This window comes from Microcoleus harperi Pol14_C6 (assembly GCF_036701295.1).
In the GTDB taxonomy this organism is placed as follows: domain Bacteria; phylum Cyanobacteriota; class Cyanobacteriia; order Cyanobacteriales; family Microcoleaceae; genus Microcoleus.
The window spans coordinates 42,470-69,124 of sequence record NZ_JAUBQN010000024.1 but is presented as its reverse complement, the minus strand read 5'-3'; the positions used below and the strand labels follow the sequence as shown (position 1 = coordinate 69,124).

The 26,655-nt window shown below is 46.3% G+C and carries 27 protein-coding genes; 17 read left to right on the top strand and 10 right to left on the bottom strand.

The genetic code is table 11. The features are described 5' to 3' along the window. Positions 1-171: 171 nt before the first annotated feature. Positions 172-678 carry a hypothetical protein gene (locus QUA27_RS17125; protein WP_333069257.1) on the bottom strand — a complete coding sequence of 169 codons (507 nt, stop codon included), beginning with the start codon at positions 676-678 and terminating at the stop codon, positions 172-174. Between the two features lie 110 nt (positions 679-788). Here QUA27_RS17125 and QUA27_RS17120 point away from each other — a divergent pair, with 110 nt between their 5' ends. The 5 genes from QUA27_RS17120 (at position 789) to QUA27_RS17100 (ending at position 6,680) form a co-directional block, all read left to right on the top strand. After that, on the top strand, positions 789-1,058 hold the full coding sequence (locus QUA27_RS17120; protein ID WP_510175265.1) for a DUF8620 family protein: 270 nt from the start codon (positions 789-791) through the stop codon (positions 1,056-1,058). Positions 1,059-1,371: 313 nt separating this feature from the next. Next, positions 1,372-2,454: an ATP-dependent 6-phosphofructokinase gene (locus QUA27_RS17115; protein ID WP_333069255.1), complete on the top strand. Its 1,083-nt coding sequence runs from the start codon at positions 1,372-1,374 to the stop codon at positions 2,452-2,454. A 273-nt stretch (positions 2,455-2,727) separates the two neighbouring features. Beyond that, positions 2,728-3,150: an acyl-CoA thioesterase gene (locus QUA27_RS17110; RefSeq protein ID WP_333069254.1), complete on the top strand. Its 423-nt coding sequence runs from the start codon at positions 2,728-2,730 to the stop codon at positions 3,148-3,150. A 250-nt stretch (positions 3,151-3,400) separates the two neighbouring features. Beyond that, entirely contained in the window at positions 3,401-4,849 is a 1,449-nt protein-coding gene (locus QUA27_RS17105) for a YcjF family protein (protein WP_333069252.1), read from the top strand. Between the two features lie 340 nt (positions 4,850-5,189). Then, the gene (locus QUA27_RS17100; protein ID WP_333069251.1) at positions 5,190-6,680 is read left to right on the top strand and encodes a DUF697 domain-containing protein; all 1,491 of its coding nucleotides are present in this window, start codon (positions 5,190-5,192) and stop codon (positions 6,678-6,680) included. Between the two features lie 195 nt (positions 6,681-6,875). Here QUA27_RS17100 and QUA27_RS17095 read toward each other — a convergent pair whose 3' ends face one another. Next, on the bottom strand, positions 6,876-7,565 hold the full coding sequence (locus QUA27_RS17095; RefSeq protein WP_333069250.1) for a hypothetical protein: 690 nt from the start codon (positions 7,563-7,565) through the stop codon (positions 6,876-6,878). 129 nt (positions 7,566-7,694) lie between these two features. Beyond that, a complete protein-coding gene (locus QUA27_RS17090; RefSeq protein ID WP_333069248.1) occupies positions 7,695-8,537 on the bottom strand; it encodes a TlyA family RNA methyltransferase in 843 nt (280 codons plus the stop codon). A 264-nt stretch (positions 8,538-8,801) separates the two neighbouring features. On the opposite strand from QUA27_RS17090, the gene QUA27_RS17085 reads away from it, so the two are divergent. Further along, a complete protein-coding gene (locus tag QUA27_RS17085) occupies positions 8,802-8,999 on the top strand; it encodes a hypothetical protein (RefSeq protein WP_333069247.1) in 198 nt (65 codons plus the stop codon). A 253-nt stretch (positions 9,000-9,252) separates the two neighbouring features. Here QUA27_RS17085 and apcB read toward each other — a convergent pair whose 3' ends face one another. Beyond that, entirely contained in the window at positions 9,253-9,762 is a 510-nt protein-coding gene (apcB, locus tag QUA27_RS17080; protein ID WP_333069246.1) for an allophycocyanin subunit beta, read from the bottom strand. Positions 9,763-10,102: 340 nt separating this feature from the next. Here apcB and glnA point away from each other — a divergent pair, with 340 nt between their 5' ends. After that, complete coding sequence (gene glnA, locus QUA27_RS17075) at positions 10,103-11,524, top strand: type I glutamate--ammonia ligase (protein ID WP_333069245.1); 1,422 nt, start codon at positions 10,103-10,105, stop codon at positions 11,522-11,524. 111 nt (positions 11,525-11,635) lie between these two features. On the opposite strand, the gene QUA27_RS17070 is transcribed toward glnA, so the two are convergent. Beyond that, on the bottom strand, positions 11,636-12,076 hold the full coding sequence (locus tag QUA27_RS17070; protein WP_333069244.1) for a hypothetical protein: 441 nt from the start codon (positions 12,074-12,076) through the stop codon (positions 11,636-11,638). Between the two features lie 76 nt (positions 12,077-12,152). Between QUA27_RS17070 and QUA27_RS17065 the strand changes: the two genes are divergently transcribed. From QUA27_RS17065 to QUA27_RS17050, 4 genes are all read left to right on the top strand, one after another. Then, the gene (locus QUA27_RS17065; protein ID WP_333069242.1) at positions 12,153-12,479 is read left to right on the top strand and encodes a hypothetical protein; all 327 of its coding nucleotides are present in this window, start codon (positions 12,153-12,155) and stop codon (positions 12,477-12,479) included. After that, positions 12,476-12,709 carry a hypothetical protein gene (locus QUA27_RS17060; protein WP_333069241.1) on the top strand — a complete coding sequence of 78 codons (234 nt, stop codon included), beginning with the start codon at positions 12,476-12,478 and terminating at the stop codon, positions 12,707-12,709. Before QUA27_RS17065 ends, QUA27_RS17060 begins: the two co-directional genes overlap by 4 nt. A gap of 303 nt (positions 12,710-13,012) precedes the next feature. Beyond that, the gene (locus QUA27_RS17055; protein ID WP_333069240.1) at positions 13,013-13,909 is read left to right on the top strand and encodes a ferritin-like domain-containing protein; all 897 of its coding nucleotides are present in this window, start codon (positions 13,013-13,015) and stop codon (positions 13,907-13,909) included. Between the two features lie 176 nt (positions 13,910-14,085). Then, the gene (locus tag QUA27_RS17050; RefSeq protein WP_333069239.1) at positions 14,086-14,589 is read left to right on the top strand and encodes a YbjN domain-containing protein; all 504 of its coding nucleotides are present in this window, start codon (positions 14,086-14,088) and stop codon (positions 14,587-14,589) included. A gap of 53 nt (positions 14,590-14,642) precedes the next feature. Here QUA27_RS17050 and QUA27_RS17045 read toward each other — a convergent pair whose 3' ends face one another. From QUA27_RS17045 to QUA27_RS17035, 3 genes are all read right to left on the bottom strand, one after another. Beyond that, positions 14,643-15,101: a divergent PAP2 family protein gene (locus QUA27_RS17045; protein ID WP_333069238.1), complete on the bottom strand. Its 459-nt coding sequence runs from the start codon at positions 15,099-15,101 to the stop codon at positions 14,643-14,645. 14 nt (positions 15,102-15,115) lie between these two features. After that, on the bottom strand, positions 15,116-16,042 hold the full coding sequence (gene crtE, locus QUA27_RS17040; RefSeq protein ID WP_333069237.1) for a geranylgeranyl diphosphate synthase CrtE: 927 nt from the start codon (positions 16,040-16,042) through the stop codon (positions 15,116-15,118). A 197-nt stretch (positions 16,043-16,239) separates the two neighbouring features. Then, positions 16,240-17,121, bottom strand: a complete 882-nt coding sequence (locus QUA27_RS17035; protein WP_333069236.1) for a LysR family transcriptional regulator — start codon at positions 17,119-17,121, stop codon at positions 16,240-16,242. Between the two features lie 111 nt (positions 17,122-17,232). On the opposite strand from QUA27_RS17035, the gene QUA27_RS17030 reads away from it, so the two are divergent. From QUA27_RS17030 to QUA27_RS17020, 3 genes are all read left to right on the top strand, one after another. Next, entirely contained in the window at positions 17,233-17,721 is a 489-nt protein-coding gene (locus QUA27_RS17030; protein ID WP_333069234.1) for a GNAT family N-acetyltransferase, read from the top strand. Positions 17,722-17,813: 92 nt separating this feature from the next. Further along, on the top strand, positions 17,814-18,584 hold the full coding sequence (locus QUA27_RS17025) for a class I SAM-dependent methyltransferase (protein ID WP_333069233.1): 771 nt from the start codon (positions 17,814-17,816) through the stop codon (positions 18,582-18,584). 342 nt (positions 18,585-18,926) lie between these two features. Further along, positions 18,927-19,061, top strand: a complete 135-nt coding sequence (locus QUA27_RS17020; protein WP_333069232.1) for a hypothetical protein — start codon at positions 18,927-18,929, stop codon at positions 19,059-19,061. Positions 19,062-19,131: 70 nt separating this feature from the next. Here QUA27_RS17020 and QUA27_RS17015 read toward each other — a convergent pair whose 3' ends face one another. Then, positions 19,132-20,169 carry a histidine kinase gene (locus QUA27_RS17015; protein WP_333069230.1) on the bottom strand — a complete coding sequence of 346 codons (1,038 nt, stop codon included), beginning with the start codon at positions 20,167-20,169 and terminating at the stop codon, positions 19,132-19,134. A 540-nt stretch (positions 20,170-20,709) separates the two neighbouring features. Further along, complete coding sequence (locus QUA27_RS17010) at positions 20,710-22,110, bottom strand: S-layer homology domain-containing protein (RefSeq protein ID WP_333069229.1); 1,401 nt, start codon at positions 22,108-22,110, stop codon at positions 20,710-20,712. A 69-nt stretch (positions 22,111-22,179) separates the two neighbouring features. On the opposite strand from QUA27_RS17010, the gene QUA27_RS17005 reads away from it, so the two are divergent. The 3 genes from QUA27_RS17005 (at position 22,180) to QUA27_RS16995 (ending at position 25,318) form a co-directional block, all read left to right on the top strand. Beyond that, positions 22,180-22,734, top strand: a complete 555-nt coding sequence (locus tag QUA27_RS17005) for a hypothetical protein (protein WP_333069228.1) — start codon at positions 22,180-22,182, stop codon at positions 22,732-22,734. A gap of 481 nt (positions 22,735-23,215) precedes the next feature. Beyond that, on the top strand, positions 23,216-23,701 hold the full coding sequence (locus QUA27_RS17000; RefSeq protein WP_333069227.1) for a BON domain-containing protein: 486 nt from the start codon (positions 23,216-23,218) through the stop codon (positions 23,699-23,701). 408 nt (positions 23,702-24,109) lie between these two features. Continuing rightward, positions 24,110-25,318: a histidine kinase gene (locus QUA27_RS16995; protein WP_333069226.1), complete on the top strand. Its 1,209-nt coding sequence runs from the start codon at positions 24,110-24,112 to the stop codon at positions 25,316-25,318. The last annotated feature ends 1,337 nt before the right edge of the window (positions 25,319-26,655 follow it).

The window sequence follows — 26,655 nt, the reverse complement described above, 5'->3', positions numbered from 1 at the left end:
TCTTGCGGCAGAGTTATGGTATGTCCGAATAAAGAAACGAAGCAATCGAAACCTCGGCGATTGCTTTCCTTCGGATCCCTATGACAGAAATACGTTTTAACTGAGATGTTGCACCATTCTCAATAAGCTTTTTATGGACAGGTAAGATGTGATTTTCAATGCAGCCTGCTACTATTTCCCGGATTTATGCGCCTTGTTTTCCGGTTCTACAGATTGCAAAGCTTCGTCGAGAATGGCCCGTGCTTCTTCGGCTTTACTTCTAGCGTCCCGATAGCGGACATTTGCTTGAGCAAAGTTTTTTAGAACCTTGAAACCATCTTTCAAACGACCAATTTCTTCGGCAGTTACAGCCTCATCTGTAAACAAAATGTCGATCGCCGCCCGGATTTTGAGTGCTTCTTCGCGGGATTCCATCACTTTCAATTTGAGACTTGCCAAATTGCTCAAAATCTGTACAGCTTCAGTAATCGCGTCCTCCCCTTCAGACGCAGCATCTTCGATCTCCTTAACTTCAACAAACTGCTTGGGCCCAAATCCCTCCACGAGTTCCGTGGGAAGCTTGCCCTCATCCATGAGATCCATCAGCCGATCCATCGCTTCTTCCCGGGCTTTGGCTGAATCTTTCCCTTTGACAGTTAAAATAATTTCGGGGCTTTGAGGAAGTGTATAGCGAACCATATTTTGACAGCCTGTGCGCGAAAACAATTGAATGATATTTTATCTTTATTCGATCGCCAATTGCAGCTATCAATCTGCTCCATTACCAACCGCTGGCCAAAACTTGACACATATACACTCAAAAGGAACCCTCGGCAATGAAAGATAAATTTCTTAACTTGCTTAACTTCATTCTAGTAGCTGATGTATTTTTCGTCTTTGCCAGTTTTGCGTGGTTTGCGATCGCAGTAGCAGGTCGATCGACTGGCGTGAATCTCGGTTTTGATTTGTGGTACAGTCTCTGGCAGCCCGTATTTAATCCCGCCCTCGGAATTCTTATGGGTGGTGCTATTCTCAGCGGTATAATTAACCAAGTTTCTAAACGCCTCAATCCGAAGTAAAATTGATGTTTTGTTGGAGACGGTGATTGGCGATGCTACTTAGTTGGCGATCGAACTTGTGGGATGCGTCAGAGATGAGGCACTCCATTAGGTCGATGAAGCTTGAAAATACATAAGTAGTCAAAAACGAGTGAAACGCTCTCCGAAGGAGCGATATCTTATGAAAGCAATCACAAAAGTTATGATTGCTTTACATTGTGTTACAGGGTAAAGTTTATTTTCGCCTACCTATTTAGGTCGGAAATAAAGATTGGACGATCGGGATCTAAAAATATCAACTCATATTCGGAGTAACAAAAGTCGGGCATTAATTATGGGAGAACAAAAATGTATCGGTATCCTCACCAGCGGGGGTGACTGTGCAGGCTTAAACGCAGTTATCCGAGCCGTTGTCCACCGCGCAACGGGAACTTACAATTGGAAAGTGATGGGCATTCGTCAAGCCACGAAGGGATTGATGAGTCGTCCCCCTCAAGCAATTCCCTTGGATATTGAGAAAGTAGACTCGTGGCTCACCATTGGCGGTACGATGCTAGGCACGACAAATGAGGGCAATCCTTTTGCCTTCCCGATGTCTGATGGGACTCTACGCGATCGTTCTGAGGACATTATCGAAGGCTATCATCAGTTAGGTCTGGATGCCTTAATTGGCATTGGTGGCGACGGCAGTCTCGCCATTCTCAGGAAGATTGCTCAACACGGCAATTTGAATTTAGTTGCTATTCCTAAAACTATAGATAATGATGTCGGAATTACCGAGCGTTCCATCGGTTTTGATACTGCTGTCAATATTGCCACTGAAGCACTCGATCGCTTGCATTTTACTGCTGCCAGTCACAGTCGCGTCATGATAGTTGAAGTCATGGGACGCGATGCCGGACATATTGCAATCAGTGCTGGAATTTCTGGGGGAGCTGATATAATTCTGATTCCGGAAATCCCTTACAAAATTTCCCAAATCTGTGCCCAAATTCAAGATCGCCAAGAGCGGGGAAAAAACTACTGTTTAATTATAGTAGCGGAGGCAGTTCGCACAGAAGCAGGCGAGTTAGTAATGCACACAAATCGCTTAGGTCAAAGTCGATTAGGCGGAATTGGTCAGTATTTAGCTGATACAATTTCTGACTGTAGCGGTGCAGAAACTCGCGTCACCGTTTTGGGACATACTCAACGCGGGGGAACTCCTTCACCGCTAGAAAGATTAATTGCTTCGGCTTTTGGCGTGGCAGCAGTTGATTTAGTTGCCGAAGAGAAATACGACTGCATGGTATCTTGGCAAAAGCGGGAAGTTGTGAGCGTTCCTCTGGAAGATGCGATCTCCAAATACAGACCTGTAGAGTTCAATGGTACTCTGGTTAAAACGGCCCGCGGTTTAGGGATTTGTCTGGGAGACTAAACAATTACCCGTCCGATTTCTCAAAGGTTTAGTCGGGGACGCACTCAGAACCACAAAACAGGGTTAACCGAGACTGAGGGTTTTAAGCCAGTGTATTGTGCTTAAAAAACCAAGGTGCTGACCGTCCTTGCTTCCAGGACTAATATTAACCTGGAAGTAGTGGCGTTTCAACGATGATTAGTTTAACTTGCAATCAGTTCCGAGCGAGTATCGACCCCAAGTGCGATCGCGCTCGGAACTACAAAATACCGCAACAAGTAGACAGGTGAGAAATTGACACCATTTACTGCACAAATTAGAGTGCGCCATTACGAAATGGACGCCCTCGGTCATGTAAATAATGCTGTCTACCAGCATTATTTAGAACACGCTGCGATCGAACATTTAGAACACTTGGGATTTACACTCGATCGCTACCGGGAACTGGGCGGCGTCTTTGTAATGCGGCGGATAGAGATTGACTATTTGCGATCGGCCGCTGCGGGCGATCGACTGGAGATATCAACTTGGATCGAACAACTGCGCGGCCCGCGCGCCGTCCGCCGCTACGAAATTCGCTTACTTGGAAAGGACGAAATATTGTTAAAAGCCGAGGCGCTTTGGGTTTGGGTAGAAGTTACCACCATGCGACCGCGAGCAATTCCCAAACAAATAATTGATATTTTTGAATCACAATCTCAAGCATTACCAACATAGAGAAAAAATCAACTATTATATTTGCAAAATCCTGTAAAAATCTGTTGGTTTGTAGTGAGGACTTCAGTCCCCTATTCCTCGTTTGTAGAAGTGCAAAAAGTTGATTGTGCAGCGGGCCGCAAATCCCGATGGCAAAAAGTCGGATTGCCCGCCTGCCAGTTTGGATGTCACAGAGGTACGATGGAATATAGGGAGGGAGGCCAAGCCGGCGAAGGTTAAGCTTGGTGACAATACCCACAGGAAGGAAAAAATGACACTTAACTTGCGGCGACCGATTTTAATAGGCGGAATAGGACTTTCAGCAGCGCTGTGGCTGCTGGAAACTCTACAGCATTCGGGTTCAGAAATGGGCGAAACAGCACTCATCGGCTTGGCTGCTGCCGGTGCGGGGTATTGGTGGTGGAAGCAACAATCCCCCAAACTCGAACTCGCACTCCCGCAACCCCTGGCGAACCGGGAAGCAGCCGAAAAAGCGATCGCGACCTCCGAAGCCACCATTAAATTGCTGGCTTCAGAAGCTCAAAACTCCGCCGCTCCTGCTAATCTAACAGCAAAGCTCGATCGGCTCAGAAGCGAATTAGACAGAGAAGATTTGCGGATTACCGTAACTGGCGGCAAAGCTGTCGGTAAAACTGCCTTAATTCAAGTTTTAAATTCTAATTGGGCATCTCAACACCAGCACAAGCTGAGTTTTCCAGAAACAGCACCGCTATTTGCTAATACAAATACCGATGCCAAAATCGGCGGTGATTTAGTGCTGTTTGTGACAGCGGGTGACATCACAGATTCCGAATTTCAAACATTATCTCAGCTAGCTGCAGCAGGTCAGCGCGTGCTGCTAGTCTGGAACAAACTAGACCAATATTTGCCAGAACAGCAGTCGCAGGTTTTGCACTCTTTGCAGCAGAAAATGCAAGGAATATTGGGGACAGAAGATATAATTGCGATCGCAGCTTCTCCCAAATCTATTAAAGTGCGCCAGCACCAAGCGGACGGCACATTTAAAGAACGCATCGAAAATCAAGTCTCTCAACTCGACGCGCTGACGGAAAGATTGACTAAAATCTTAACTGAAGAACGACAACAGTTGGTGTGGGCGAGTGCAGTGCGCGAGGCTGCAAGTATCAATTTAGAGGCAAAAACCTTATTAAATGCAGTCAGGCGCGATCGGGCAATTCCCATTATCGAACAATATCAGTACATCGCCGCCGCCACCGTGTTTGCTAATCCGGTTCCGGCTTTAGACTTGCTAGCAACAACCGCCATCAGCACCCAGCTCGTAATCGACCTCGGCGCTATCTATCAGCGAAAGTTTTCCTTAGACCAAGCTAAGACAGTAGCGGGTACTTTGGCTAATCAAATGTTCAAATTGGGATTAGTAGAACTGTCTACCCAAACTATTACTGGACTGCTGAAAAGCAATGCCGTCACCTATGTAGCAGGAGGCGCGGTGCAGGGAATTAGTGCAGCATATTTTACCAGAATAGCAGGACTGAGTTTAATTGAATATTTCCAAAGTCAAGAACTGGAAAATGCTGCCCAAGGCATTTTCAATCTCGCCCAGTTGACTAAAACTTTGCAAGCAGTATTTACGCAAAATCAGCAAGTTTCCTTCTTGCAATCTTTCGTCAACCAAGTGGCGAGTCGCCTTTCATCTCAGGTATCTGGGCCTGAGACCGTTAAGTCGGCGGTCAATTAGAAGTAGTGCAGCATCTGATGTTGTTAAATTCGCTCGATCGCCCATGATATCCCTAGGGACACGGCAGTGCCGTGTCCTAGCCGCAGCCCATTAAGAAACCGTTCATTCAGGGGTCAATTAAAATTAGTCCAGCATCTGATATTAAATCCGGTCAATCGCCCAGGATATCTGATATTAAATCCGGTCGATTGCCCACGATATCCGTAGGGACACGGCAGTGCCGTGTCCCTACCTAATTCCCCAATAAAAAATTATAAATTTATGAAAAATTGTATTAAAATAAGAAATAGGATTTATAATTCGACGATCAATTATACCTGCTTAAAAAAGCCGATCGCCAATGGCTGACAATTCCCTTCAAGAAAATCGCTTATCGCTTGCCCGCGCCAGTTTGCGCGAATCCCTGGCGCGCTATTCCCACCTGCGCCAAGGGAAAAAAAACTCGAATAATACAGAATTAGAAGCAGCGCTGCAATATCAGTTAGATATCTTAACTTCCACATCAGAAAAACTAGACCACAACGTCATTCGCATTGCTACTTTCGGCTTAGTCAGCCGTGGCAAGTCAGCCGTATTAAACGCGCTTTTAGGTCAAAAAATTCTGCAAACAGGCCCTCTCAACGGCGTGACTCAGTGGCCGCGTTCCGTGCGCTGGAGTGTGCCTTTATCCTTCCTTGACAGCGAGGAATCCCCCCAATCCCCCCTTGGCAAGGGGGGGAAAGGAGGGGTGCAAGTTGAATTAATTGACACTCCCGGACTTGATGAAGTTGGCGGCGAAGTGCGCGGCGAAATGGCGAAACAAGTAACTCGCCAAGCTGACTTAATTCTGTTTGTCGTTGCAGGGGATATCACCCGAACTGAATATCAAGCACTGTGCGAATTGCAAACAGCTCAAAAACCGCTGATTTTAGTTTTTAATAAAATTGACCTTTATCCAGAATTAGACAGAAAAGCTATTTACCAAAGTTTGCAAGCGCTGGGAAATTCTGAAGAGTTAGCAGCCGCTGCGGTAGCAGAGAAAACAGATAGCGAAAATTTGTCCGATCGCCCAAACAACTCCTCCGATAAATCTACCGCAAAATCACCGCCTAAAATTGCCAAATCATTAGAAATAGTCATGGTAGCCGCCGAACCCGCGCCGGTGCAAGTGCGGGTGGAATGGTCCGACGGAAGAGTAACTAACGAATGGGAGTCGCCACCCGCGCAGATAGACGAACTCAAACATAAAATTCTCACAATTCTTAACAGAGAAGGTCGATCACTCCTCGCTTTAAATGCTTTAGTTGAAGCTAGAGATGCCGAAGCAAACATTGCCCGTCACGTTCTCAAATTGCGACAAACAGAAGCCGAAGATTTAATCTGGCAATTTGCAAAATATAAAGCTTTGGCTGTCGGTTTAAATCCAGTGGCATTCTTGGATGTAATGGGAGCAAGTGTCGCAGATTTAGCTTTAATTCGCTCTTTATCCAGACTTTACGGCTTACCCATGACTGGTTACGAAGCCGGGAAACTTTGGCAGACTATTTTCTCAAGTGCTGGTGGCGTACTTTTGGGAGAATTGGGTAGCAGTTTTCTGTTGGGATTTGGCAAAACAGCAGCCGCTGCTGCCCCGCACATCGGCTTTTCTACTTTTGCCGGAGTTGCTGTCACTCAAGCTAGTTTAGCAGCTTACGGAACCTATGCTGTTGGTCGTGCCGCCCAAGTTTATTTAGAAAAAGGCTGCACCTGGGGTCCCCTGGGACAAGATACGGTAATTCAAGAAATTCTCGCCACCATCGAGCGTAATACAATTATCGATCGCTTGCAGCAAGAGTTTAAAATTGGCAATTAAAAATTGCCCTAGTAGTTGAGTAGGGTGCGTCAGCAGATGGTTATTTGCGAATAATCGAAGAGCTAGGATCTGACGCCCCCTACTGCTTGTAATCTTATTATACTATTGTCAAAAAAGAATGCAACTGTAGTTAAGCTCCCAACCACGATCTTCATCAGTGATTCCCAATTATTTAATCGAAAATCGAAAATCATATTACCGTCTGGCAATTCTAACACCTTCTCTAAAATGCGCGATCGTCGCAATTACCGCTATAGAAAAGTAAAATATTCTAATCAGCCAAAAACAAACCCGCATTGACCAAGAAACAATAGTCGGAGCAATACCTGTGAACTGTACAAATCTGGAATTAACTTTTTTTTCAAAACTGTCAAGGTCTTTCATCTCCGATTGTTTCGTCGGAATAACCGGAAACTGACCAGTATATACGTAATAACCGATAAAACCGGGCAATCCAACTTTTCTATTCAAAAATGAGTTAGTTAAGGTTGCAGTTTGCGAAGGCGATAATTTATCCGATTCTTCCACTTTTTCCAGCCAAGCATTATATCGAATGGCTGGCGTAATCATGAAAACTAAGGGAACTATAACTATCAACAAAGCCGCACTAATTTTGCGACCGTATTGAGGGTGTAGAAGTCGTGTCCCCACACCCACTCCCATACCGATAAATGCAAATATCAATATATTTAACAGTTCAATAATTTCGATACCCCTCAACAGATCGCCGATAATCAGAATTGTATATAATAATTTGTCTGCTAGTAGCAGAGCGGCCCACTTGATGAGAATTGAAACGCCTAAAATAGTAGCTACAATTGCTACATACCCGATGCCACCTAGAACGTAGAGTAAAATTGAACCGGCTTGTTTGAATGATTGCATGGAATTATTCACTCTTGTGAAACTTGAGGAGTCCGATTGACAAAAAAAATTGAAAATTTAAAGCAATCTGGAGTTCCAAATTTGACTTTTAAAATTGATTAGTTTGACATCTAGAAATCAATCTACAATCTACAATCGATCGACAAGTTCCCGCGCCGCCGCTTTGGTGACTTGTGCGATCCGTTCTTTCACAACATCCTCTTCGATCGCCCTCGGCTCTGGCTCCTGTTCGCGATCGATCCCCAACCATAAAAGATACTCGATATTACCGGCCGGGCCAAGTAAAGGCGACCACGTTAAGCCGCGTTGCTGCCATCCTAAAGCTGTGGCTGCCTTCCACACTTGAAAAATCGCATCAGCTTGAGTGGCTGAGTCTCGCACTACGCCTTTTTTCCCGACTCTCTCGCGCCCTACCTCAAACTGCGGCTTTACCAACAATACCGCTTCTCGCGGTGGTGCCAACAATTCCCACAGCGCCGGTAAAATCTTATCCAGGGAAATAAACGACACATCTACTACCGCCAAATCTGCTCGCTCAGAGTCGCCGTAAAGCTCAGCAGCAGTCATGTACCGCAAATTGGTGCGTTCTTTCAAAATTACTTTCGGATCGTTACGCAAGCCCCAATCTGCTTGACCGTAGCCAACATCTATGCCGTACACTAGGGCGGCGCCGGCTTGCAGCAAACAGTCGGTAAAACCGCCTGTGGAGATGCCGCCGTCGAGACAAATTCTGCCTGCAACGGGAATCGCAAAAACTTCTAAAGCTTTGGCTAATTTGTCACCGCCTCTAGAAACATAGCGCGATCGCTCTTTAATCTGAATTTTTGCTGCGATGTCAACCTCAGTGCCCGGTTTGTCAACTACCTGCTGGTTGATAGAAACTTTCCCAGTCCGAATCAAAGCCTGAGCTTGCTGTCTGGAACTGCACAAATCTAGGCTGACCAATAATGTGTCTAGTCGCTGTTTAGCCAAGGTTTTTAATCTGTACGGATAGGGTTAAGAACAGTACCAGATTAGCACTTACGCACAAACCCCACTGCTAATTTTTGGCGATTATTTTGGTTTTGCGATTGTCGCGGGGCGATCGCCTCCAGGTCACAGGATGTGACTGAGATCGCTCTGAGTGTGTACTTGGATCACAGATAAACATTCATAGAATCACACAATAATTTTTGTGACTAGCGGATGATTTATATGGAGCTAAAAGCGCTACCAATACCATCAGGGCGAGCGACCATGAAAACAATTAACTTTCCTATCAGAAATCCTGGCAATTGTCAAGAAAATCCCCTCGCATTCGTCAGCGGTGACATCATCCACATTCTTTACCCCAACGGCGAAGTAGAAGCAACAACCGTCGCACAAATCGAGCTGCGCCAAACCAAAAATCCCCTGGACAAATGTCTCGTCTGGGGATGTGTTGACGATTTTTAGTACCAGTTTCAAACAAGAATGCAATTGTAGGGAAGCTCCAAACCCTTAATTCATCAGTCATTCCCAATTCTTCAAATTTTTAACCTATAATTTTTAATTTATAATTTTTAATCTCAAATCTTTAATCTAAAATTGTATAACCCATAAAAAAAGATCGCTTGGAGGCTGTGAAGCCAAAAAAAGCGATCGATCTAAGTGCTGCTAACTGCCAGCCAAAAATGCAATTTACTGCTAAAAGAACTAGCAAATTGACTTAAATATCTTGTTCGCTCAATTCGCGAATCATGTAATCAAAAGGCTGCTCCAAAAAAGGCCCAACAGACAAGCCAGCAGCTTCCACCTGAGCCTTAACCATCTCCTTCATAATGCTAATTCCCATCACCGTCGGGCCAATGGGAACGCTTAGAGAATTGTAAGTTTCCCGCAAACCTTGCAGCACGCGCTCGTCGAGCACGTCGGTACTTCCAGCCACTAGGGCGTAAGTAGCATAGCGCAAGTAGTAATCCATATCCCGCAGACAAGCCGCGTAACGGCGAGTCGTGTAGGCATTTCCCCCGGGACGGATCAGTTCCGGCTGTTCAGCAAATAGCTGGATACCAGCTTGCTTGACAATTGCCGCAGCATTGCTGTTAATCGCAGCCGCCGCCTGTACCCGTGCCGTGCCCGTTGCAAAATAAGATTTCAACCGATCGATACCATCTCGGTCTAAATACCTACCAGCAACATCATAATTTTCAATCAGGCTCGTCACTGCATCGCGCATAAGTTTCTCTCCCAAAAATCTTTATCAATACTTTGCTATCTGAGACAGACCGCCTATTGTAGACTACTACAAATCGGCGTTTGATTAAGATTTGAGATGGGATTTTCACTCTAGGTAGTCTATCCTCGGCAAACAGCAGCAAAATTCAGCCGTCTGCCTTGTATCTTCAGCCGAAAAATAATCCACAGGGCAAGAATCCCGAACTGCCCAGCCGCACTGGGCACCAATTTCAAAATTTTGTAGCCATAGATACAAAATAGTGGGTACTGAAGGCCTACGATCGCCCAAACAGTCTGAAATCGGCCGATCGCCAAGACACAACCAATATCAGGAGTAAGTCATGTTCCAGACACCCCAAGAAGCCTTAAACTACATACAAGAAAATAAGATCCAGATCGTTGACCTCAAATTCATCGATATGCCGGGGATCTGGCAGCACCTTTCCCTGTACCACGACCAAATCGACGAAAGCTCCTTCACAGACGGCGTACCCTTCGACGGTTCCAGCATTCGGGGCTGGAAAGCCATCAACGAATCAGACATGACGATGGTCATCGATCCGACCACCGCTTGGATGGACCCGTTCATGGCAGAACCGACCATCAGCTTCATTTGCAGCATCAAAGAACCTCGCACCGGCGAACCGTACAGTCGCTGTCCCCGCACCATTGCCCAAAAAGCCATAGACTACTTGCTTTCGACCGGTCTCGGCGATACAGCATTCTTTGGCCCGGAAGCAGAATTCTTTATTTTTGACGACGTTCGCTTCGACCAAACCCAAAATTCCGGCTACTATTACGTAGATTCGATCGAAGGTCGCTGGAATTCCGGCAAAGAAGAAGCAGGCGGCAACCTCGGCTACAAACCGCGTTACAAAGAAGGTTATTTCCCAGTAGCACCAACCGACACCTCACAAGACATGAGAACGGAAATGCTGCTGACAATGGCAAAATGCGGCGTACCCATCGAAAAACACCACCACGAAGTCGCCACCGGCGGTCAATGCGAACTCGGTTTCCGCTTTGCAACTTTAGTACAAGCAGCCGACTACTTGCTGACTTACAAATACGTCATCAAAAACGTCGGCAAAAAATACGGCAAAACCATCACCTTCATGCCCAAACCGCTGTTTAACGACAACGGTTCCGGGATGCACGTTCACCAGTCGATTTGGAAAGACGGTCAACCTCTGTTTGCAGGCGATCAATATGCAGGTTTCAGCCAAATGGGACTGCATTACATCGGCGGCATTCTCAAGCACGCCCCGGCACTTTTGGCAATCACCAACCCCACGACCAATTCCTACAAGCGTTTAGTTCCAGGCTTTGAAGCGCCTGTAAACTTAGCTTACTCTCAAGGAAATCGATCTGCATCAGTGCGGATTCCGTTGTCAGGAACCAACCCCAAAGCCAAGCGGTTAGAATTCCGCTGTCCTGATGCCACATCCAACCCCTATTTAGCATTTGCAGCCATGCTGTGTGCCGGCATAGACGGAATCAAGAATCAAATTGATCCGGGCGAACCTTTGGACGTGGATATCTACGACCTTTCCCCAGAAGAATTGAGCAAGATTCCTTCGACGCCTGGTTCGTTGGAAGGTGCTTTAGAAGCTTTGGAAAAAGACCACAGTTTCTTAACTGAAACCGGCGTATTTACCGAAGACTTCATCCAAACCTGGATTTCCTACAAACTCGACAATGAAGTCAACCCGATGCGGCTGCGTCCTCACCCCTACGAGTTTGCTCTCTACTACGACTGTTAGAAGAAAATTAATAATTAAAAATTAAAAGTTAAAACTGGGATTATACCATTTTTAACCTGTAATTTTTAATTGATAAGAACGCCGCCTTTAAAAGCGGCGTTTTTTTCGAGTTTAGAACTTCTGGATCAGAGCCCATACTCTCCCGTTACCCGACACTATCTGAGCAACGCTGTTAGTAGTAGGGCCCATTGTAGCGTCAGAGACATCCTCTACAGCCCATTTATTTGCTTTCTCATCAACAATAAATAAATCGTCAGGAGTAGTGCCTTCCTGAACCCGATATATCTTATTCAAAATGAAACGCTGTCGCGCCTCAGCTTTTGGTATGCCGGTAACTTCATCAGGATCGATAGAGAGGGCACTGCCTTCTTTTAATGTACCTTTCGAGTTACTTAAATTGCGATCGTCCCTTTGAGCAACCCGCACGCCGTGAAGCTGTAAACAAGGCTCTGTCTCAGAGATATTCGAGACAGCAGCTAGGGCTCCACTTTTTGCCAAACCGAGAACCCCTGCAAAAGGCATCAAAATTAGCAAAAGCTTGAAATGATTCACTGTATTTATGCTCCTTTGTTTGTGAGGTGCTGCACTCATTCTAAATTAGCAATTAGCAATTAACAATGACAAAACAATGTCCGATATTTTTGTAATGATCCGCAATCAGAGTAATAATGCTATGACTTCTGTTGACGGCATTGCCTTTGTCACTTTACTAACTCGGGAGGGACGAGTGCTGGCTGAGGAGACAGTTGATCTGTTTGAGGCAGATGTGAATTTTGATAACCTGAAGCAGGGAAAATATACTGTAGTTGTCAGACACGAAGGCGTTGAACCTCGATCGGCAACTTGTAGTGTTACAATCACCCATGAAGATAAAGTAATCATGCTGACATTTGTTTACTTGGAGCTAGAACGGGTGCTGCTCCGCATTCAAACTTCAACAGAAGAAAGACTATGACCGTGAAAGTTACTCCGCCAAATTCAATTAAAATGTTTCGCTATCGAGTACATTTCTTGGCAAAAGACCTTTGGAGGGAAAAAAACCCGGTTTGTCGGATGAATCTGGCTTTACAGTTAGCTGATGTGGCGACAACTCTGGCTAGGTTAGAAGTAGAAGAGGCGCGAAAATTTCAACAAGAGTCTGCTAGTGTTGAGACCCAAGACTCGACGGAACCTGAAAAGTTTTGAGTGTATGAGGTTGCTTTCTGCGATCCGCGCCACCCTTGCGCGATCGCAGTTTAAAAAAATAACGTAACTGTAGAAAAGCTCCAAACCCTGATAGTCATCAGTCATTTTTAATCTAAAATCTAAAATCTAAAATGGTATGGCTCGCAACTCAAAACTATTGTCATTTGTTGAGCTAGTAAAAAAACTGTCTGTATAAAATTGACTCTCCGTGCTAAACAACAACTTTCAGCCTTGCGAGGTAATTGGTTGTCGAAAAAACTGCGTTACACTTATATAAGTATCTTTATAAAACAACATAAAAGCATGACTGTTGCCTATCCCCGCAAGCTTCGCAACGCTATGGGAGCGCGCGAAATTTTAGCTAATGTAGTGCGCGATCGCGAAATTCACCTTATCACCCTCAACCGCTACCGCTACAGCGAACAGCGCAGTTGCAAAGACCTCACGGACCTGCTCGAACGGCTAGACGGGGAACCGGCCGAACTCGTGCGCGACCTCTCCCGGCACATTTCCGACGAAGCGCGACACGCGATGTGGCTCACCGACTTGCTGGTAGACTTGGGCCAAAAGGTGGGAACGCCACCGGGAGTCTCCTACATTGACGAATTTGAGCGGCTGCTGGACAAAGAGCAATACCGCAACCTCGATGACGGTATAATTGCAGCCTTAGCCGCAATAAATGTCACCGAAAAGCGGGGCTGCGAGTATTTCTCAGCCCACATTCACGCCCTCAAACAGGCTCCCCAAACCGCAGAAAACGTCAAAATCCGCGAAACAATCGAAAAGATTTTTCCAGAAGAAGCTGGTCACGTCCGCTGGGGCAATCGCTGGCTGGCCCAAATCGCCGACAAAAGCCCGGAACACCGCCAAAAGGTGGAACAGGCAAAGCGCAAGTATGTGGCGATCGAACAAGCAGCATTTGAATCGGGAATGGATATCATGCTGGGGGCCGAACTGCGCCGCGTCACCCGCCTCGTGGATATTGCCAACACGATGCCGATGTGGGAACGCCCGCAATATCTGATGGAACGCTTGCCCGCAACCCTGCTGGCCCCCGACCTACAAATGACCAGAGTTGATGTAGCTCAGCGGGCCTGGAACCGCGACCCGCAGGCATTTATGGAGAAATTGGTGCCCATGTTCCTCAACGGCTTGAATACCATTGAGAAGAAGCCGGCGGCGACTAAGCCCAAGGCTTAAAAACGATCGCGAACCCGTTTGAAACCGTTCTGCAAGTCAAACTTGCGTCTGCCTCCGCAAACAAGCGAGATATAATGGTTCCAAGGCTATGCCTTGGAACCAGTTATTTAAAGTCATAATTTTAAGCTTTAGCAAGTAAACTGATTATTGGAATAGTTTTCCATCTAAATATAATCATGACTACCAGCGAGCCGAACATACAAACAGCTTCCGCAGAGAGCCTCTCAAGTGAAAGTGCGATCGCCTCCGAGCAGGTCGAAAAAGCCACAGCCGTCACCTATGCAGAAGAAATTGAAACTGTCATCGCCAGCATGGCTGTAGACCAAAAAGTGATGGTCGGTCAAAGTGAAGCTGGCGGACATCTTTGGAAGTTCAAGTACGGCAGTGTCGAAGTGTTCGTGCAACTTACGGGCGAAACCGAAGATGATACTTTGACTGTTTGGGCTTTTGTACTGCAGTTGCCAGCGAAGAATGAAGCTCAATTAATGCGGAAAATTCTAGAAATGAATTGGCTGTCTACTTTAGAAGCTCATTTTGCCATTGTTGATAATCAAGTTGCCGTAGTATCGACTCGGACGATGGCGGAAATCTCGGCCGGGGAAATTTCTCGGGTTATTACTATTGTCGCCACGATCGCCGATGATAATGACGATATTTTGCAAGCAGAATTCGGTCTGTAGTCATTAGTTAACAGTTAACAGTCAACAACTAACAGTTAACAGTTAACAGTTAACTAATATGCAGGCCCTGCGATCCAAGCAATAGTGATTCCTAACCCCAAACCGACAAGCACTTGAAAAGGAGTGTGTCCCAACAACTCTTTCAGGCGAGCCTCATTAAGGTTGTGATCTTCCTCAAAAAACTCGTCAATAATTTGGTTGAGGATGCGAGCTTGCTTGCCTGCGGCTTGGCGGACGCCTGCTGCGTCATACATCACAATAATTGCAAAGATCGCAGCGATCGCAAAATCCGGACTTTCCCATCCCATCGTTTGTCCCACTCCAGCAGCCAAAGCGCCCACAAAAGACGAGTGAGCGCTGGGCATTCCCCCCGTGGTTACCAAATACCGAAGATTAAACTTGCGATTTTTGACCAACTCGATCGGCAGCTTCATGATCTGAGCAGCCAGACAAGCGAGCAAAGCAACCACGAGTACATGATTGTTTAAGATGGCGCTGCAAATTTCCTGCATAGTGTTTGGTATTTCTAGTTACTCCGGCTGGTAATAAAATCGGCTATCGCCAGCAGCGGTAGAGCTTTGCTCCCAAACACTGCCAATTGAGCCTTAGCATCAGCAACAAGCTGCGAAGCTTGGCGCCGAGACTCCTCAATTCCCCACAAACTCGGATAAGTGACTTTCCCTGCTTGAACATCTTTGCCAGCAGTTTTGCCCAGTTCTTCTTGGGTAGCAGTAATATCCAGAATGTCGTCAACGATCTGGAAAGCCAGCCCAATATTTTGAGCGAAACGAGACAGCCGCTGCAAATCCGCAGCCGAGGCCCCAGCCAGAATTGCCCCACAAACTACGCAAGCCTCTAACAGCGCGCCTGTTTTGTGAGCGTGAATATAATTCAAAGTTTCCAAAGAAACATCTGTCTTTCCTTCGGATTCCAAATCCACCACCTGACCGCCTACGAGTCCAGCAGCACCCGATGCCCGCGCTAAATGGGCGATCGTCTGCAACACCTGCTGGGGGGGTACGTTCTGAGTTTTAGTGGCGATAAATTCAAAAGCATAGGTCAACAAACCATCGCCAGCCAAAATGGCGATATCTTCGCCGTAGACTTTGTGGTTCGTCAGTTTGCCGCGCCGGTAGTCGTCATTGTCCATTGCCGGCAAATCGTCGTGAATCAGCGACATCGTGTGGATCATTTCCAAAGCGCAAGCTGTGGGAATTGCCATAGATGTAGTGCCACCGGCCAGTTCGCAGCTAGCCAGACACAGGATCGGACGCAGGCGCTTGCCCCCCGCTAGCAGCGAGTAGCGCATTGCTTCGTAAATTTTCTCTGGGTAGATGACCGGGAGTGCACTGTCGAGAGCTACCTCGATCGCCTCTTTTCGCTTGACTAGATAAGTAGATAAATCGAAAGAGGATTCCGGTTGGGACGAACCCATTTCTGTTGCCAATACCATCCCTTGCTCTCTTGTACTGAATAGTTACGTGGGATATTCTGATCCGTTGGGGTCGGGTCGTGCCGACTTTTACGGCGGTAGTTGCTCGAACTCCGAGCATCAATTAATCATTCTACGGGTGTTGTTGCACAGAAAATCTTTGAGTTTTGATAACTTTGTCAATTTACCAGTCAATCTCAAATTTACAATCTCAAATATCAAATCCGCTGCTGCAGTCTGGCGACTTCCAAAAAGCGCTGCACCGCCGCCGTTGGATCGCTGCGCCAAATCAGAGCGATCGCCACAATGCAAGTTGATTCTGGTAACGCTTTGTAAACAACCCCGCTGCGCTGAAAATTTTGCATCGACGCGGGGACGATCGCCACTCCCATCTCGGCGGCTACCAAGCTGACAATTGTTTGCATTTGAATTGCTTCTTGAGCTGCGATCGGGCTAAAACCTGCTTGTTGACAAAGACTGACGATCGCATCGTACAATCCCGGAGCCTGGGATCGCGGAAATAAAATGAACGGTTCGGTAGAGAGTTCGCGTAATTCTACCGTCGCCCGATCGGCCGCCGGATGCGTTTCTGGAAGTGCCACGATCAGCGGTTCTCGAAAAACGATTTCAGAATTTATCCCCTCTTCCTCAACCGGAGGGCGCACGAAGCCGATATCAATTTGCCCGAACCGCAGCCGCTGCAACTGTTCGTTGGTCGTCAGTTCGTGCAGTTCCAGCTTGACGGCGGGACACCGAGTGCGAAAAGCCTGCAAAATCGCTGGAACCACGTTGTGTGCTGCCGAACTCACAAAGCCGATCGTCAGTTGGCCGAGTTCGCCCCGACTGGTTTGTCGGCCGAGTTGAATTGCTCGATCGACTTGCTGCAGAATTTTCCCGGCTTCCTCGAAAAAAACCTGTCCCGCTGCCGTTAAATGCACCGTCCGCTTGGTGCGGCGAAACAGTTGAAACCCCAACTCCGCCTCCAAATGCTGGATTTGTTGGCTCAGCGGAGGTTGGGCAATATGCAGTTTTTCGGCTGCACGAGTGAAATTCAGTTCCTCTGCAACTGCAATGAAATAACGCAAATGCCGAAGTTCCATAGCTCCCCAATCATTTATATTTTAAAAGTATAAGTTGTTAGTTAAACATATATTGGACATTTATGAAGACATTTCATACAGTGATTAATAGGCGACATTGAGAATTAAACAATGGCTAATTTGGATATCAAAATTAGAGAAGCAGAGCTGGCTGATTTGGAACTAATTCTTGCTTTTATTTCGCAAAAATCAGAATTCGATGGAGTTCCACATCTTTTAGAAGCCACAGCAGATAAATTGCAGCAAACGTTGTTTTGCCAGCCTCCGTTAGTGAGGGTTTTGTTGGCGAAAGTTGCGGAAAAAGCGGTAGGATTTGCTCTTTTTTATTCGTCCTATTCAAGTCTTTTGGCGCAGCCGTGCCTTTGGCTTGATGATTTATTTGTGCAAGCTCCTATGCGCGGTATGGGAGTCGGTACAGCGCTGTTAAAGTATTTGGCACAAATTGCTGAGTCTACAAATTGCGGGCGTATGGAATGGACTGTTAATACTGGCAATGCGCCGGGAATTGCTTTTTATGAAAAGCAGGGAGCGCGCATTTTGGAAAATATTAGGGTTTGCCGAATCGATGGAAGTGCGATAGCCGAACTGGCCAACAAATAAGTTGGTTGGTTTTGTGAAGAAGGCTTTTTTTAAATTAACCGCAGAGACGCAGAGAACACAGAGAAAGAGAAGAAAAGTTCAGGGTAGTTATCATGGCACAACATTCTTGGAATACAAGTCTTTACGAACAACAGCACGCTTTTGTATGGCAGTACGGCGAATCGCTTTTGGAGTTACTCGTTCCTCAATCTGGAGAACGTATTCTAGATTTGGGCTGCGGTACGGGACAGTTAACTGAAAAGATTGCTCAAAGTGGTGCTTTGGTGCAAGGTATTGATTCATCTTTGTCGATGATTTCCACGGCAAAAGTAAACTATCCTCACATTAACTTCGCTGCCGCCGATGGGAGGAGTTTTCAAGTAGAAGAGCCGTTAGATGCTGTGTTTTCTAATGCGGCTTTGCATTGGATTAAACAGCCGGATGCTGTGATTAATTGTGTGGAAAAAGCGCTGAAGGCGGGAGGGCGTTTTGTGGCTGAGTTTGGGGGTAAAGGGAACGTGGGGGCGATCGTCCGAGCCCTTTTGAGTGTTTTGTCGGAAATTGGCTGCCAGGAGCCTGAAGCGCTTAATCCTTGGTATTTTCCGAGTATTGGCGAGTATGCTGGGCTTTTGGAAAAGCAGGGATTTGAGGTTAGTTATGCCGTTTTGTTCGATCGCCCGACTTCCCTAGAAGGTGGCAGCGCGGGTATGGTAAATTGGATTGAAATGTTTGCTGGCGAGTTTTTGTCGGGGTTGTCTGATGATGTGCGATCGCAGGTAATGAACTCCGTTGAAGAGCGTTTGCGGCCGACGCTGTACCGCGATGGTAATTGGATTGCAGATTATCGCCGAATTCGCGTTGTTGCTCTCAAAAATTCCTATTGACAAATATAAGGCTACAAATCTCCCCGATTTGTAGCCTTCGTCCACTCAGTATCCCCATCGCGCCGCACGCTAGTCCCAGCAGTTATTTTCTTTTCCTATTGTAACTGCGCTTTTGTGTATATCCCCATCAATTCTCCCCTGCCAAAAACTTACTAATCAGGCTTTTTGGATGTTGAATTTTACAGTCATATTTGTACGGGTAAGCCGAGTCCATAAAAAATATTGTTGGAATGACACTTAGCCTCAACCAAAATCGACTTTTCCTTAATAAAGAATAATCTAATCTGGCGCTTCCATAGGGAGCAAGAAGCAAAAACGAACTAACACTTAAAAACATAGCAAATGCTACAAAAGTTACGCTCAAAGCGTTTAGCCCTTCTCGCCAGTGCGACCAATTTCCCGCAGCAAGGTGCCCCGCTAGCCATTTGTAAATTTGCTGATAGCGAAAAACTCGATCGGGAAAATGTGCGATCGTGAATTCGTATCCGCAAACACCGCAACAACTCGGTTTCATGGATCAAGCGGGTTGCTAAACACAGACCTTAGTTTAAATCTGTTCTTCCCCTTGATTAAAACGCTGAATTCCGTGATTTTCCTCGACTTGCAAAATAGCATCATTGGGAATATTGAGGATGCCTGTAAATGAATTTTGACTTATTTTCAAAGCTTGTTCCTTATTTTTGTGTTCGGCAAGTTCTCGCTGTAAATTGTCAATAGTCTGTTGAAACCGAGCGGCTTGTCTCAGCATTTCTTGTTCTGAAAAGTCCAGCAATTGCATCAGAGTAGCCACTTGATCTTCCAGTAATTGGGTTTCGCAATTATTGTGATTTGTTGTAACAAAGCTGGTAGGCTTTTCTGAATATTCAAAAACACTCTTTTCGTTGGGGAGGGACAATGCTGTTTTGACACTAAGTGCCAAATTTTTAAACATTTCAGCCCTGCTTTGGGGAATTTTAACTTTCAGGAACATCATTACCGCAAACAAACTTCCTGACGGCAGGAGTCCCCCAAATCCCAAGACAGACTTGACCTGGTAAGGGATAATTAAAAAATTTTGCTCAGGAATAAAGGGGCTGCCTTTTGCCTCTGATACATAAAAAATATTTAATACTGCCGGCTCTAATTGCAGGAACCTTTCTCGCTCAATTCCGAGGAATGTAGGAATGTCTAAACCCAACTGCCGGATTATTTCCGAAATCGCTGGCATTTGAGCCACTAATTTTGTGCTAACTAATGGAATAGCTGTATTTTCTGCTGCTGTGTGCCGAGAATTCCACTGCGGTTCTGTGCCTGCGGCTGCTAGCAGAGTCCAACATTTCATGTCGGCGGCGGGGGAATTGCCCTTCATCAAGCGGCGGGCGGATTGTTGCAATGAGTCTTCTAATTCCCCGTAGGGATGAGTTTTGAACAAACGCACTAAGGCACAGGTATTTTCTCCTGTTTGCGAATCGCAAAAATGTTGGTAAATATAGTTAACAATCTTCTGGCTGGTGGCTTCCATACTAGCAGTATTTCTACCTAACTGGCGCAGGACTAAGCTGCATTTAGCCATGTCTTGCGGGGTAAATAAGGTAATATCGTACATTAAAAAATGCTCTCCAAGAGCTCAAACACTCTTGTTCATTTATCGTTAAGGCCGCTACGCCATCCGGAATCCTACTGAGAGTTTTGAACAAAGTGTTAGTGAAAATATGTAGAAAATTAGCCCGCCAAATGCAGCGCTTGTATGGCAGGATACAGAAATTAAGATTGAATAAAAAAAATCTATTTCCTAGGGTAGGCGACAAGGACAGAAAAGCCGATTAACAATTATTAAAAGGATTTTTAATGACAACTCTCCCAAAGCAATTAAAGAAACGGAGTTTTTCACCGGATATGCCTCGCGTTTTACAGGGCATTTTCGTAGATAAAAGTCGGTTTCTGGGTAAGCCATATTCACCGAACTCCTAGAAACTCAAGCTGCAATTTTTGTGGCGGGCGATCGCACGCCGATTAATCAAAAATTGGTAAAATTTCGGCAGTCTTGGACGCAGAAACCGGGTTTGCTTACAGAGAAAAAACCCGGTTTCCTGGGTATTGGTAAGTAGATGGTGTGTTCAAAACTTTTAACCACCCCAAAAAAACTCTACTCAGCAGGTTGAGACTTTGCTTCCAGGGCATCTTTAGCAGACAATCCCTGATCTTGAACGCCAAAATACCACAAACTAGCAGCAGCTTCGGCGCGAGTCACGGCTTTCTTGGGCTGAAACAGAGTAGTAAAACCAAAAACGCGGCGAATATTCGCCAAATCTCCATTGTTAAAATCAGCTAAAACTGCTCGCGATGCCTGGGAATCAATCTTAGAAGCATCTTGAAAACCCCACTTTTCTTTCACTCCGTCAATGTTAGCTGTCGGTAAAACTTGACGACTATCTAAAGGGACTTTCCATAGAATCATTGTTTCGCGAGTTAAAGGTGCATCAGGGCGAAATTTCACATCTTTACTTTCACCCGAAAGCGAACTCGGAATTACACCGGCTTCTGCTAAACCTTGAATTGCTGAAAAATCCGGGTCTGTTTTGGGTACGTCAGAAAAGGCTGGTTCGCTAGAGTCTACTGCTAATCTAATTTGTTTGGCTTGACGGCTAGCATAAATCTGATTGTTAGCTGCTACTAACCAGCGGGCGTATTCGCGGCGAGTGACTATTTTGTTGGGTTTGGGCAAAGTGCTGGCTGTTTCTAAATTAGCATTTTCTGTCGATCGCACTTTCAGCACTTCCAACTGACTTAAATCAGCCACATACTGCCGCAACTGTTGAGGAATTTGACCGTCTTGTTGGCTAACCTGTGCTGATTTTGGCGAGGGGGATGGCGTTGGAGTAGTTCCCTCTGAATTAGATGGAGTTGGTGAAGCGGTTGGAGATGCGCTAGACTCGGAATTGTTAGGTTGGGGACTGGCGGCAATTTCGGGGCTTTCTTTGCTGTAGTCGATCGCAAATTCTGTAGAACCCCCTACTTTCTGAGTAGGAGAAAGCGACACAGTTACCCGTAAATTATCTCGCGTTGCTACCAAAGAACCTTGTCCCTCGGCGGTGGGGCGGCTGACTATTTCCCAGTTGCGACGCCCAAACTCTGTGGAGTAAAAGTTCTGAACCGAATTAACAGGATCAGTGCTTTCCCAGCGCAGCCGCACATTTTTTTGCGACGGATCGGTTCCCCCACCAACTTCGATTAACTCAGCATTAGGATAGAGTGGAATCTCTGTCGGGAAATCGGGAGGAAGTTGGGCGGTAGAGTTTGTCTCAATTGCTGTCGCTGGTGGCGGGGAAGAGAAAACTACTGGGTTTTGTTTTAATTTTGGATCGGCGGCTAAAGCTTCTTCGAGGGCCTTGCTGTTGGGGCTGTTTGCACAAGCTGTGACAGCAGCCAGCAGACACACAGCCAACCAAGTATTTACAGCAGCGAGTATATTGGTTTTATTGGTTTTAGTGATTTTAGATCGCCTTGGAGAGTTGCCTCGCCGTTGAGTAAATATAATATTCAGCATAAATCGCCCCTTTGCAGATATATTTCTAGGCTAGCGCAGATCGATCGGGCATATATAATTTTTACCCAGATGAAATTTCTGTATTTACTTCTAGTTACGGCTACATTACTTTCATACCCTGTCAAGTTTGCCCGTCCCGCTGCTTCTCAACCAGCCCCGCTGCGGACAGCCATTCAGACGCCAGAGTGGCAGCCATTTTGCTCGGCGATGGGTCAGTTTGCGATCGATATGCCGGGAAATCCCAAAATTAATTCAGAAACTTTTTCAAATCAAATTATTGCTCATACATACCGATCGAACTTAAAAAACAAAGAAACTTATTTGCTTCAATACTTTGACCTAGATTTTCGTCTGAGGAACAATAATATCAATAATATCAGAATTACTTTAAATAATGCCGTTGATTTTTTCGTCGTGGCAGCGAATGCTAAAGTCTTGCAGGTGCGGGATATTTCCCTCGGAGGCTATCCCGGAAAAGAATTTGAGTTTCAGCCGCTTTCCCCCACTGAACCTGTAGGTGTAGGTCAAGTTTTTTTGGTGGAAACGCGCGTTTACGGGCTGGTTACCACTACCGCAGAACCAGAAAATGCTCAAAAATTTCTCGACTCTTTTCGTTTGTTTTGAAGCAGGAAGTTTGGCAATGAGTAGTGTAGGAGATTTAACAGATTTAACGGAGAGAGGTTGAGGGAATAAGTCACAGGTTCCAGGGAAGACAGAAAAATGAGTTGGGAGTGGCGATCGAATTTATTAATGAAACTTACGCTTTTCAACTTGGTGTTTAGGAAAATATTGGCTTTGGCAACAAACAAGGTCGCCATCAACGGGGTTTTTGAGTAATAATGCGGTCAGAACTAAATTACGCTAAATTTGACTTAAGACCTTATTTTATTTTTTGTACTCTATCTAACGACATAGATAAATTTTACACCCGTGGAGCGATGTAGATACTTGCTCAAGTTTATATATTTGATATAAGGATTTTTAAATCGCAGAAAGCACAAACCAGAAAGCACAAACTAAAGATACTGTCTTGCTCCATCTGGCTCCCATCTGGCTCAACCAAGTCAGCCTCATTGAAAGCTTACCCGGAGGGTATTAACCTATTATGAACAAACTAACACCAATTCTCCTCAGCGGCCTCCTATTATTTGGAGCTGCTGCTTGCAGCGAAGGGGCTAAAACTAGCGCTGATGCTCCTAATTCTACCACAGAAAATACCACTAGCCCGCCCCCAGCCGATACAGTTCAAAAAACTCAGGGTGACGCCACTAGCGATATTCGCAAAAACCAAGCAAATAATGATATCAGGGCCAGAGAACAGCGCAACAATGTGACGGGCGGTGATGCCGTAAGAGCCGATGGCGACCTCCAAAGTGAAGTGCGCTCCAAGTTAGAAGTAAACATCACTAAAGGTCAGCTCACTGTTGACGCCAAAGATGGTCTTGTCACCGTAGGCGGTACAGTTCCCAGTCAAACAGATTTAGCTAAAATTGAGCCACTAGCTAAAGAGATTAAGGGTGTCAAACAGGTGAATGTTACTGCTGTTGTCGCCCCCGCTTCACCCGCATCATCGCCTAGCAGCAATCAATAAAATAGAAGGAAGAAGTCCGAGGGAAATAAGGGAAAAGGATGTAGTTATCTAGGAGAGAAGTCTGAGGGAAGAGGGTAAAGTTTGGCATTGTCAGAGGCCTGGCAGAGCGGAGTGCAACGCTGAGGTGACTCTCTAGGGAGAGCGGGTTTTAAGTTAAAAAGTGTAAATTTAATTTAAAAATCACGCACTCAAAACTCGCGCAATACCTCCAACTCCCTCTTCTCTATTTCCGATTTTTCAGTCCGGATAATTAGTGGGAAACCAACCTGAAGATAGAGCAGGAAGTTATTCCCAGCGACCGATGAAAATTGTTGGGAAAAAATGACTAAATGTGATTGATGGGTGATTGATGGCAGAGCATAAATTCTGTGGTTGTGTAAAAGTAGTATATTTTCCAGGAGAAAAAAAATGGCTTTAGGTCAACACAAGCGAGCTGTAGGAGCATTTTCTAATTACCGAGATACGGAACTAGCCCTGCTGGAACTGCAAAGTAGCGGGTTTCCGATGAATAAAGTTTCGGTAGTTGGCGAAAATCTCGATCGCAACGAAATTGCGGGCGCTACCGCTGGTAAGGGTACCGACGAGAAAGTGGGCGGTGGTGCCAAAGCAGGCGCGACAGCGGGAGCAGTGACGGGCGGTTTGATTGGGTTACTCGGAAGCATTGGAGCGCTAGCGATTCCCGGAGTTGGCCCGGTGATGGCAGGGGGTGCGATCGCAACTCTGCTGGCAGATACTGTTGTCGGAGGCGCGATTGGGGCAGCAGCAGGCGGTTTGGTCGGCGGTTTGGTCGGCTTGGGAGTTCCCGAAGAAAAAGCTAAAGTTTATAACGATCGCGTCTCGCGCGGAGAATATTTGGTATTCGTAGAAGGAACAGATGCCGAACTTGCCACAGCCGAAGGAATTATGAGCGTGCGGGGCATTCACGATTGGGGCATTTACGATGTGCCGGCAGACACCGGCCGCAGAGCTTCGGGTCGCCAGAAGCGCGCCGTGGGAGTATTTTCAACCCGCCGCGAGACGGAACACGCACTGGGAGAACTGAGAACTGCCGGTTTCGACATGAATCGGGTTTCGGTCATCGCTAAGGATGCTGACTCGAAAGGAGACATCGCAGGCATTGACGTGCACGACAGCACAGACAACAAATCCGATGAAGGGGCCACAAAAGGCGCTCTCACAGGTGGCACTTTGGGCGGTTTGACAGGCTTGTTGGTAGGTCTGGGCCTAGTGGCAATTCCGGGAATCGGGCCGATTATGCTGGCAGGAGCCTCAGCTACGGCGATCGCCACTACACTTGCCGGTACGGCTTTGGGTGCCGCAGCAGGCGGCTTGATCGGAGCTTTAGTCGGTATGGGCATTCCCGAAGAGGAAGCTAGAGCATACAACGATCGCGTCGCGAGAGGAGATTACTTGGTGCTGGTTGACGGCAGCGAAACAGAAGTCGCTCAAGCCGAAAGCATTCTGAGTCGCGGAGGTATTCAACATTGGAACACCTACGACTATCCCAGCGTAGATAGTGCTCGCGCTGATTACGGCGCTCCCGGTACTCCTGGGGTTGATACTACGGCTGATATTTACGATCCCAATCAGGGCCTCACCGGCCACCGTCGGATTTAATAATAATTCAGACTTTGTTTGGGTATTGTTTCTACTTTCTGCAGGGTAGTCGCACTCGCGGACTCGGATTGTGGAAAGCGATCCAACCAACATCGGCGAGCTAGCGGTTTTACGCTTGGTCGGTAAAATTATCTCAAAAGTCGGTTTTTTATCTGAAAGCCGGCTTTTGTTTTGTTCTGGAAACTTAAAAAAGCCACCTGTCAAAAGTTTAATTTGGATTAGGGGCCCAGTCCGTGAGCTCGGCTTTGCGCCGGAGGATCGATCGGCTCCCTGAATTTTTACAGCAGAAATCCGCAGCGGTTTTTTAGTCTGTAACACTCACTACTGCTCGATTTTAAACCCCGCAGTATTATCAAATTTAATGACCTAAATTACCACAGATATTGCCCAGTTAGTCAAAGAGCGACTATCTTTAATTATGGGTAGCTAATTTCAGCAACTTATACAGGTGAAGTCGCCAGTCCCGCGCGCCGAGTAGGGCATGCAGTGGTCGGCAGCTCTTAGAATAATATTGTCGTCGCCTTCCCGCAAGACTTAGGCTGGTCATTGCTTGGCTGTAGCAGCCCAATTGCTGTTGGCAAGACCTGCGGCATGAATACAGTTTTTCTGGGAATGCCTCAGAGAAACATTTGAGAAGCCCAGGAACAGCTTTTATGTCCGGGAGCGCGTCTGGTGTCGAGTGTTCTGTAAATTAGAACCGCAAGCGCTCATGGATCGAGAAAACATTAACAGCAAGCACAGCAGCGCGGGAATAGGGGAACGACTCGCGAGCCATTTTTTCGCGCAATCTCAGGCTCAGCACAGCGTATTGCTTGCTTCGCCGGCGATTCGCTCAGCACTCCGAGGGAAACAGCCTTCCTGTTGGTTTTCACTGGCACGGAGCACAGTGGGGGGAGGTGACACTAGCTGATATGGCCTGGTGCTGCCGTCGGGGTTACTCGAAGGTAGAAAGCACTTATTTAGAAGGCATTAAGCGTTGAAGCTCGGATATCTTCTTTATTGCACTCATAAATTCGATCGCCTGTACTGGCAAATTTTTGGGTGAGAAGGCCGCGCGGATGCCGCTAGCAATACCCCAAATATTCGATCGACCTTGACAAGATAGATCGACAACTTCTCGGTATTTTTGTAAAGAGTTAGCAGGTAATATTTAGTGGTTAGCAGTTAGTATAAATACAACTAACCATTAACAACTAACATCCACCGCTAACTAATTACTAGCCAAATAATACTTACAGGACTTACAGGCGGCGAGAAACGCGATTTTTTCATAACTTCCGCGCTAGGCAAACTCAGATTATACCAGAACCAGGTTTATTTTCGTAAATTATAACTAG

Bases quoted from the DNA above. Each gene is read 5' to 3' on its own strand.
- QUA27_RS17055 (WP_333069240.1), top strand. From the start codon at position 13,013: ATGACTGTTGCCTATCCCCGCAAGCTTCGCAACGCTATGGGAGCGCGC.
- QUA27_RS17115 (WP_333069255.1), top strand. From the start codon at position 1,372: ATGGGAGAACAAAAATGTATCGGTATCCTCACCAGCGGGGGTGACTGT.
- QUA27_RS17125 (WP_333069257.1), bottom strand. From the start codon at position 678: ATGGTTCGCTATACACTTCCTCAAAGCCCCGAAATTATTTTAACTGTC.
- QUA27_RS17065 (WP_333069242.1), top strand. From the start codon at position 12,153: ATGTCCGATATTTTTGTAATGATCCGCAATCAGAGTAATAATGCTATG.
- crtE (WP_333069237.1), bottom strand. From the start codon at position 16,042: ATGGTATTGGCAACAGAAATGGGTTCGTCCCAACCGGAATCCTCTTTC.
- QUA27_RS17015 (WP_333069230.1), bottom strand. From the start codon at position 20,169: ATGTACGATATTACCTTATTTACCCCGCAAGACATGGCTAAATGCAGC.
- QUA27_RS17010 (WP_333069229.1), bottom strand. From the start codon at position 22,110: ATGCTGAATATTATATTTACTCAACGGCGAGGCAACTCTCCAAGGCGA.
- QUA27_RS17000 (WP_333069227.1), top strand. From the start codon at position 23,216: ATGAACAAACTAACACCAATTCTCCTCAGCGGCCTCCTATTATTTGGA.
- QUA27_RS17060 (WP_333069241.1), top strand. From the start codon at position 12,476: ATGACCGTGAAAGTTACTCCGCCAAATTCAATTAAAATGTTTCGCTAT.
- QUA27_RS17035 (WP_333069236.1), bottom strand. From the start codon at position 17,121: ATGGAACTTCGGCATTTGCGTTATTTCATTGCAGTTGCAGAGGAACTG.
- QUA27_RS17050 (WP_333069239.1), top strand. From the start codon at position 14,086: ATGACTACCAGCGAGCCGAACATACAAACAGCTTCCGCAGAGAGCCTC.
- glnA (WP_333069245.1), top strand. From the start codon at position 10,103: ATGTTCCAGACACCCCAAGAAGCCTTAAACTACATACAAGAAAATAAG.
- QUA27_RS17025 (WP_333069233.1), top strand. From the start codon at position 17,814: ATGGCACAACATTCTTGGAATACAAGTCTTTACGAACAACAGCACGCT.
- QUA27_RS17045 (WP_333069238.1), bottom strand. From the start codon at position 15,101: ATGCAGGAAATTTGCAGCGCCATCTTAAACAATCATGTACTCGTGGTT.
- QUA27_RS17095 (WP_333069250.1), bottom strand. From the start codon at position 7,565: ATGCAATCATTCAAACAAGCCGGTTCAATTTTACTCTACGTTCTAGGT.
- QUA27_RS17085 (WP_333069247.1), top strand. From the start codon at position 8,802: ATGAAAACAATTAACTTTCCTATCAGAAATCCTGGCAATTGTCAAGAA.
- QUA27_RS17020 (WP_333069232.1), top strand. From the start codon at position 18,927: ATGCTACAAAAGTTACGCTCAAAGCGTTTAGCCCTTCTCGCCAGTGCG.
- QUA27_RS17030 (WP_333069234.1), top strand. From the start codon at position 17,233: ATGGCTAATTTGGATATCAAAATTAGAGAAGCAGAGCTGGCTGATTTG.
- apcB (WP_333069246.1), bottom strand. From the start codon at position 9,762: ATGCGCGATGCAGTGACGAGCCTGATTGAAAATTATGATGTTGCTGGT.
- QUA27_RS16995 (WP_333069226.1), top strand. From the start codon at position 24,110: ATGGCTTTAGGTCAACACAAGCGAGCTGTAGGAGCATTTTCTAATTAC.
- QUA27_RS17105 (WP_333069252.1), top strand. From the start codon at position 3,401: ATGACACTTAACTTGCGGCGACCGATTTTAATAGGCGGAATAGGACTT.
- QUA27_RS17005 (WP_333069228.1), top strand. From the start codon at position 22,180: ATGAAATTTCTGTATTTACTTCTAGTTACGGCTACATTACTTTCATAC.
- QUA27_RS17100 (WP_333069251.1), top strand. From the start codon at position 5,190: ATGGCTGACAATTCCCTTCAAGAAAATCGCTTATCGCTTGCCCGCGCC.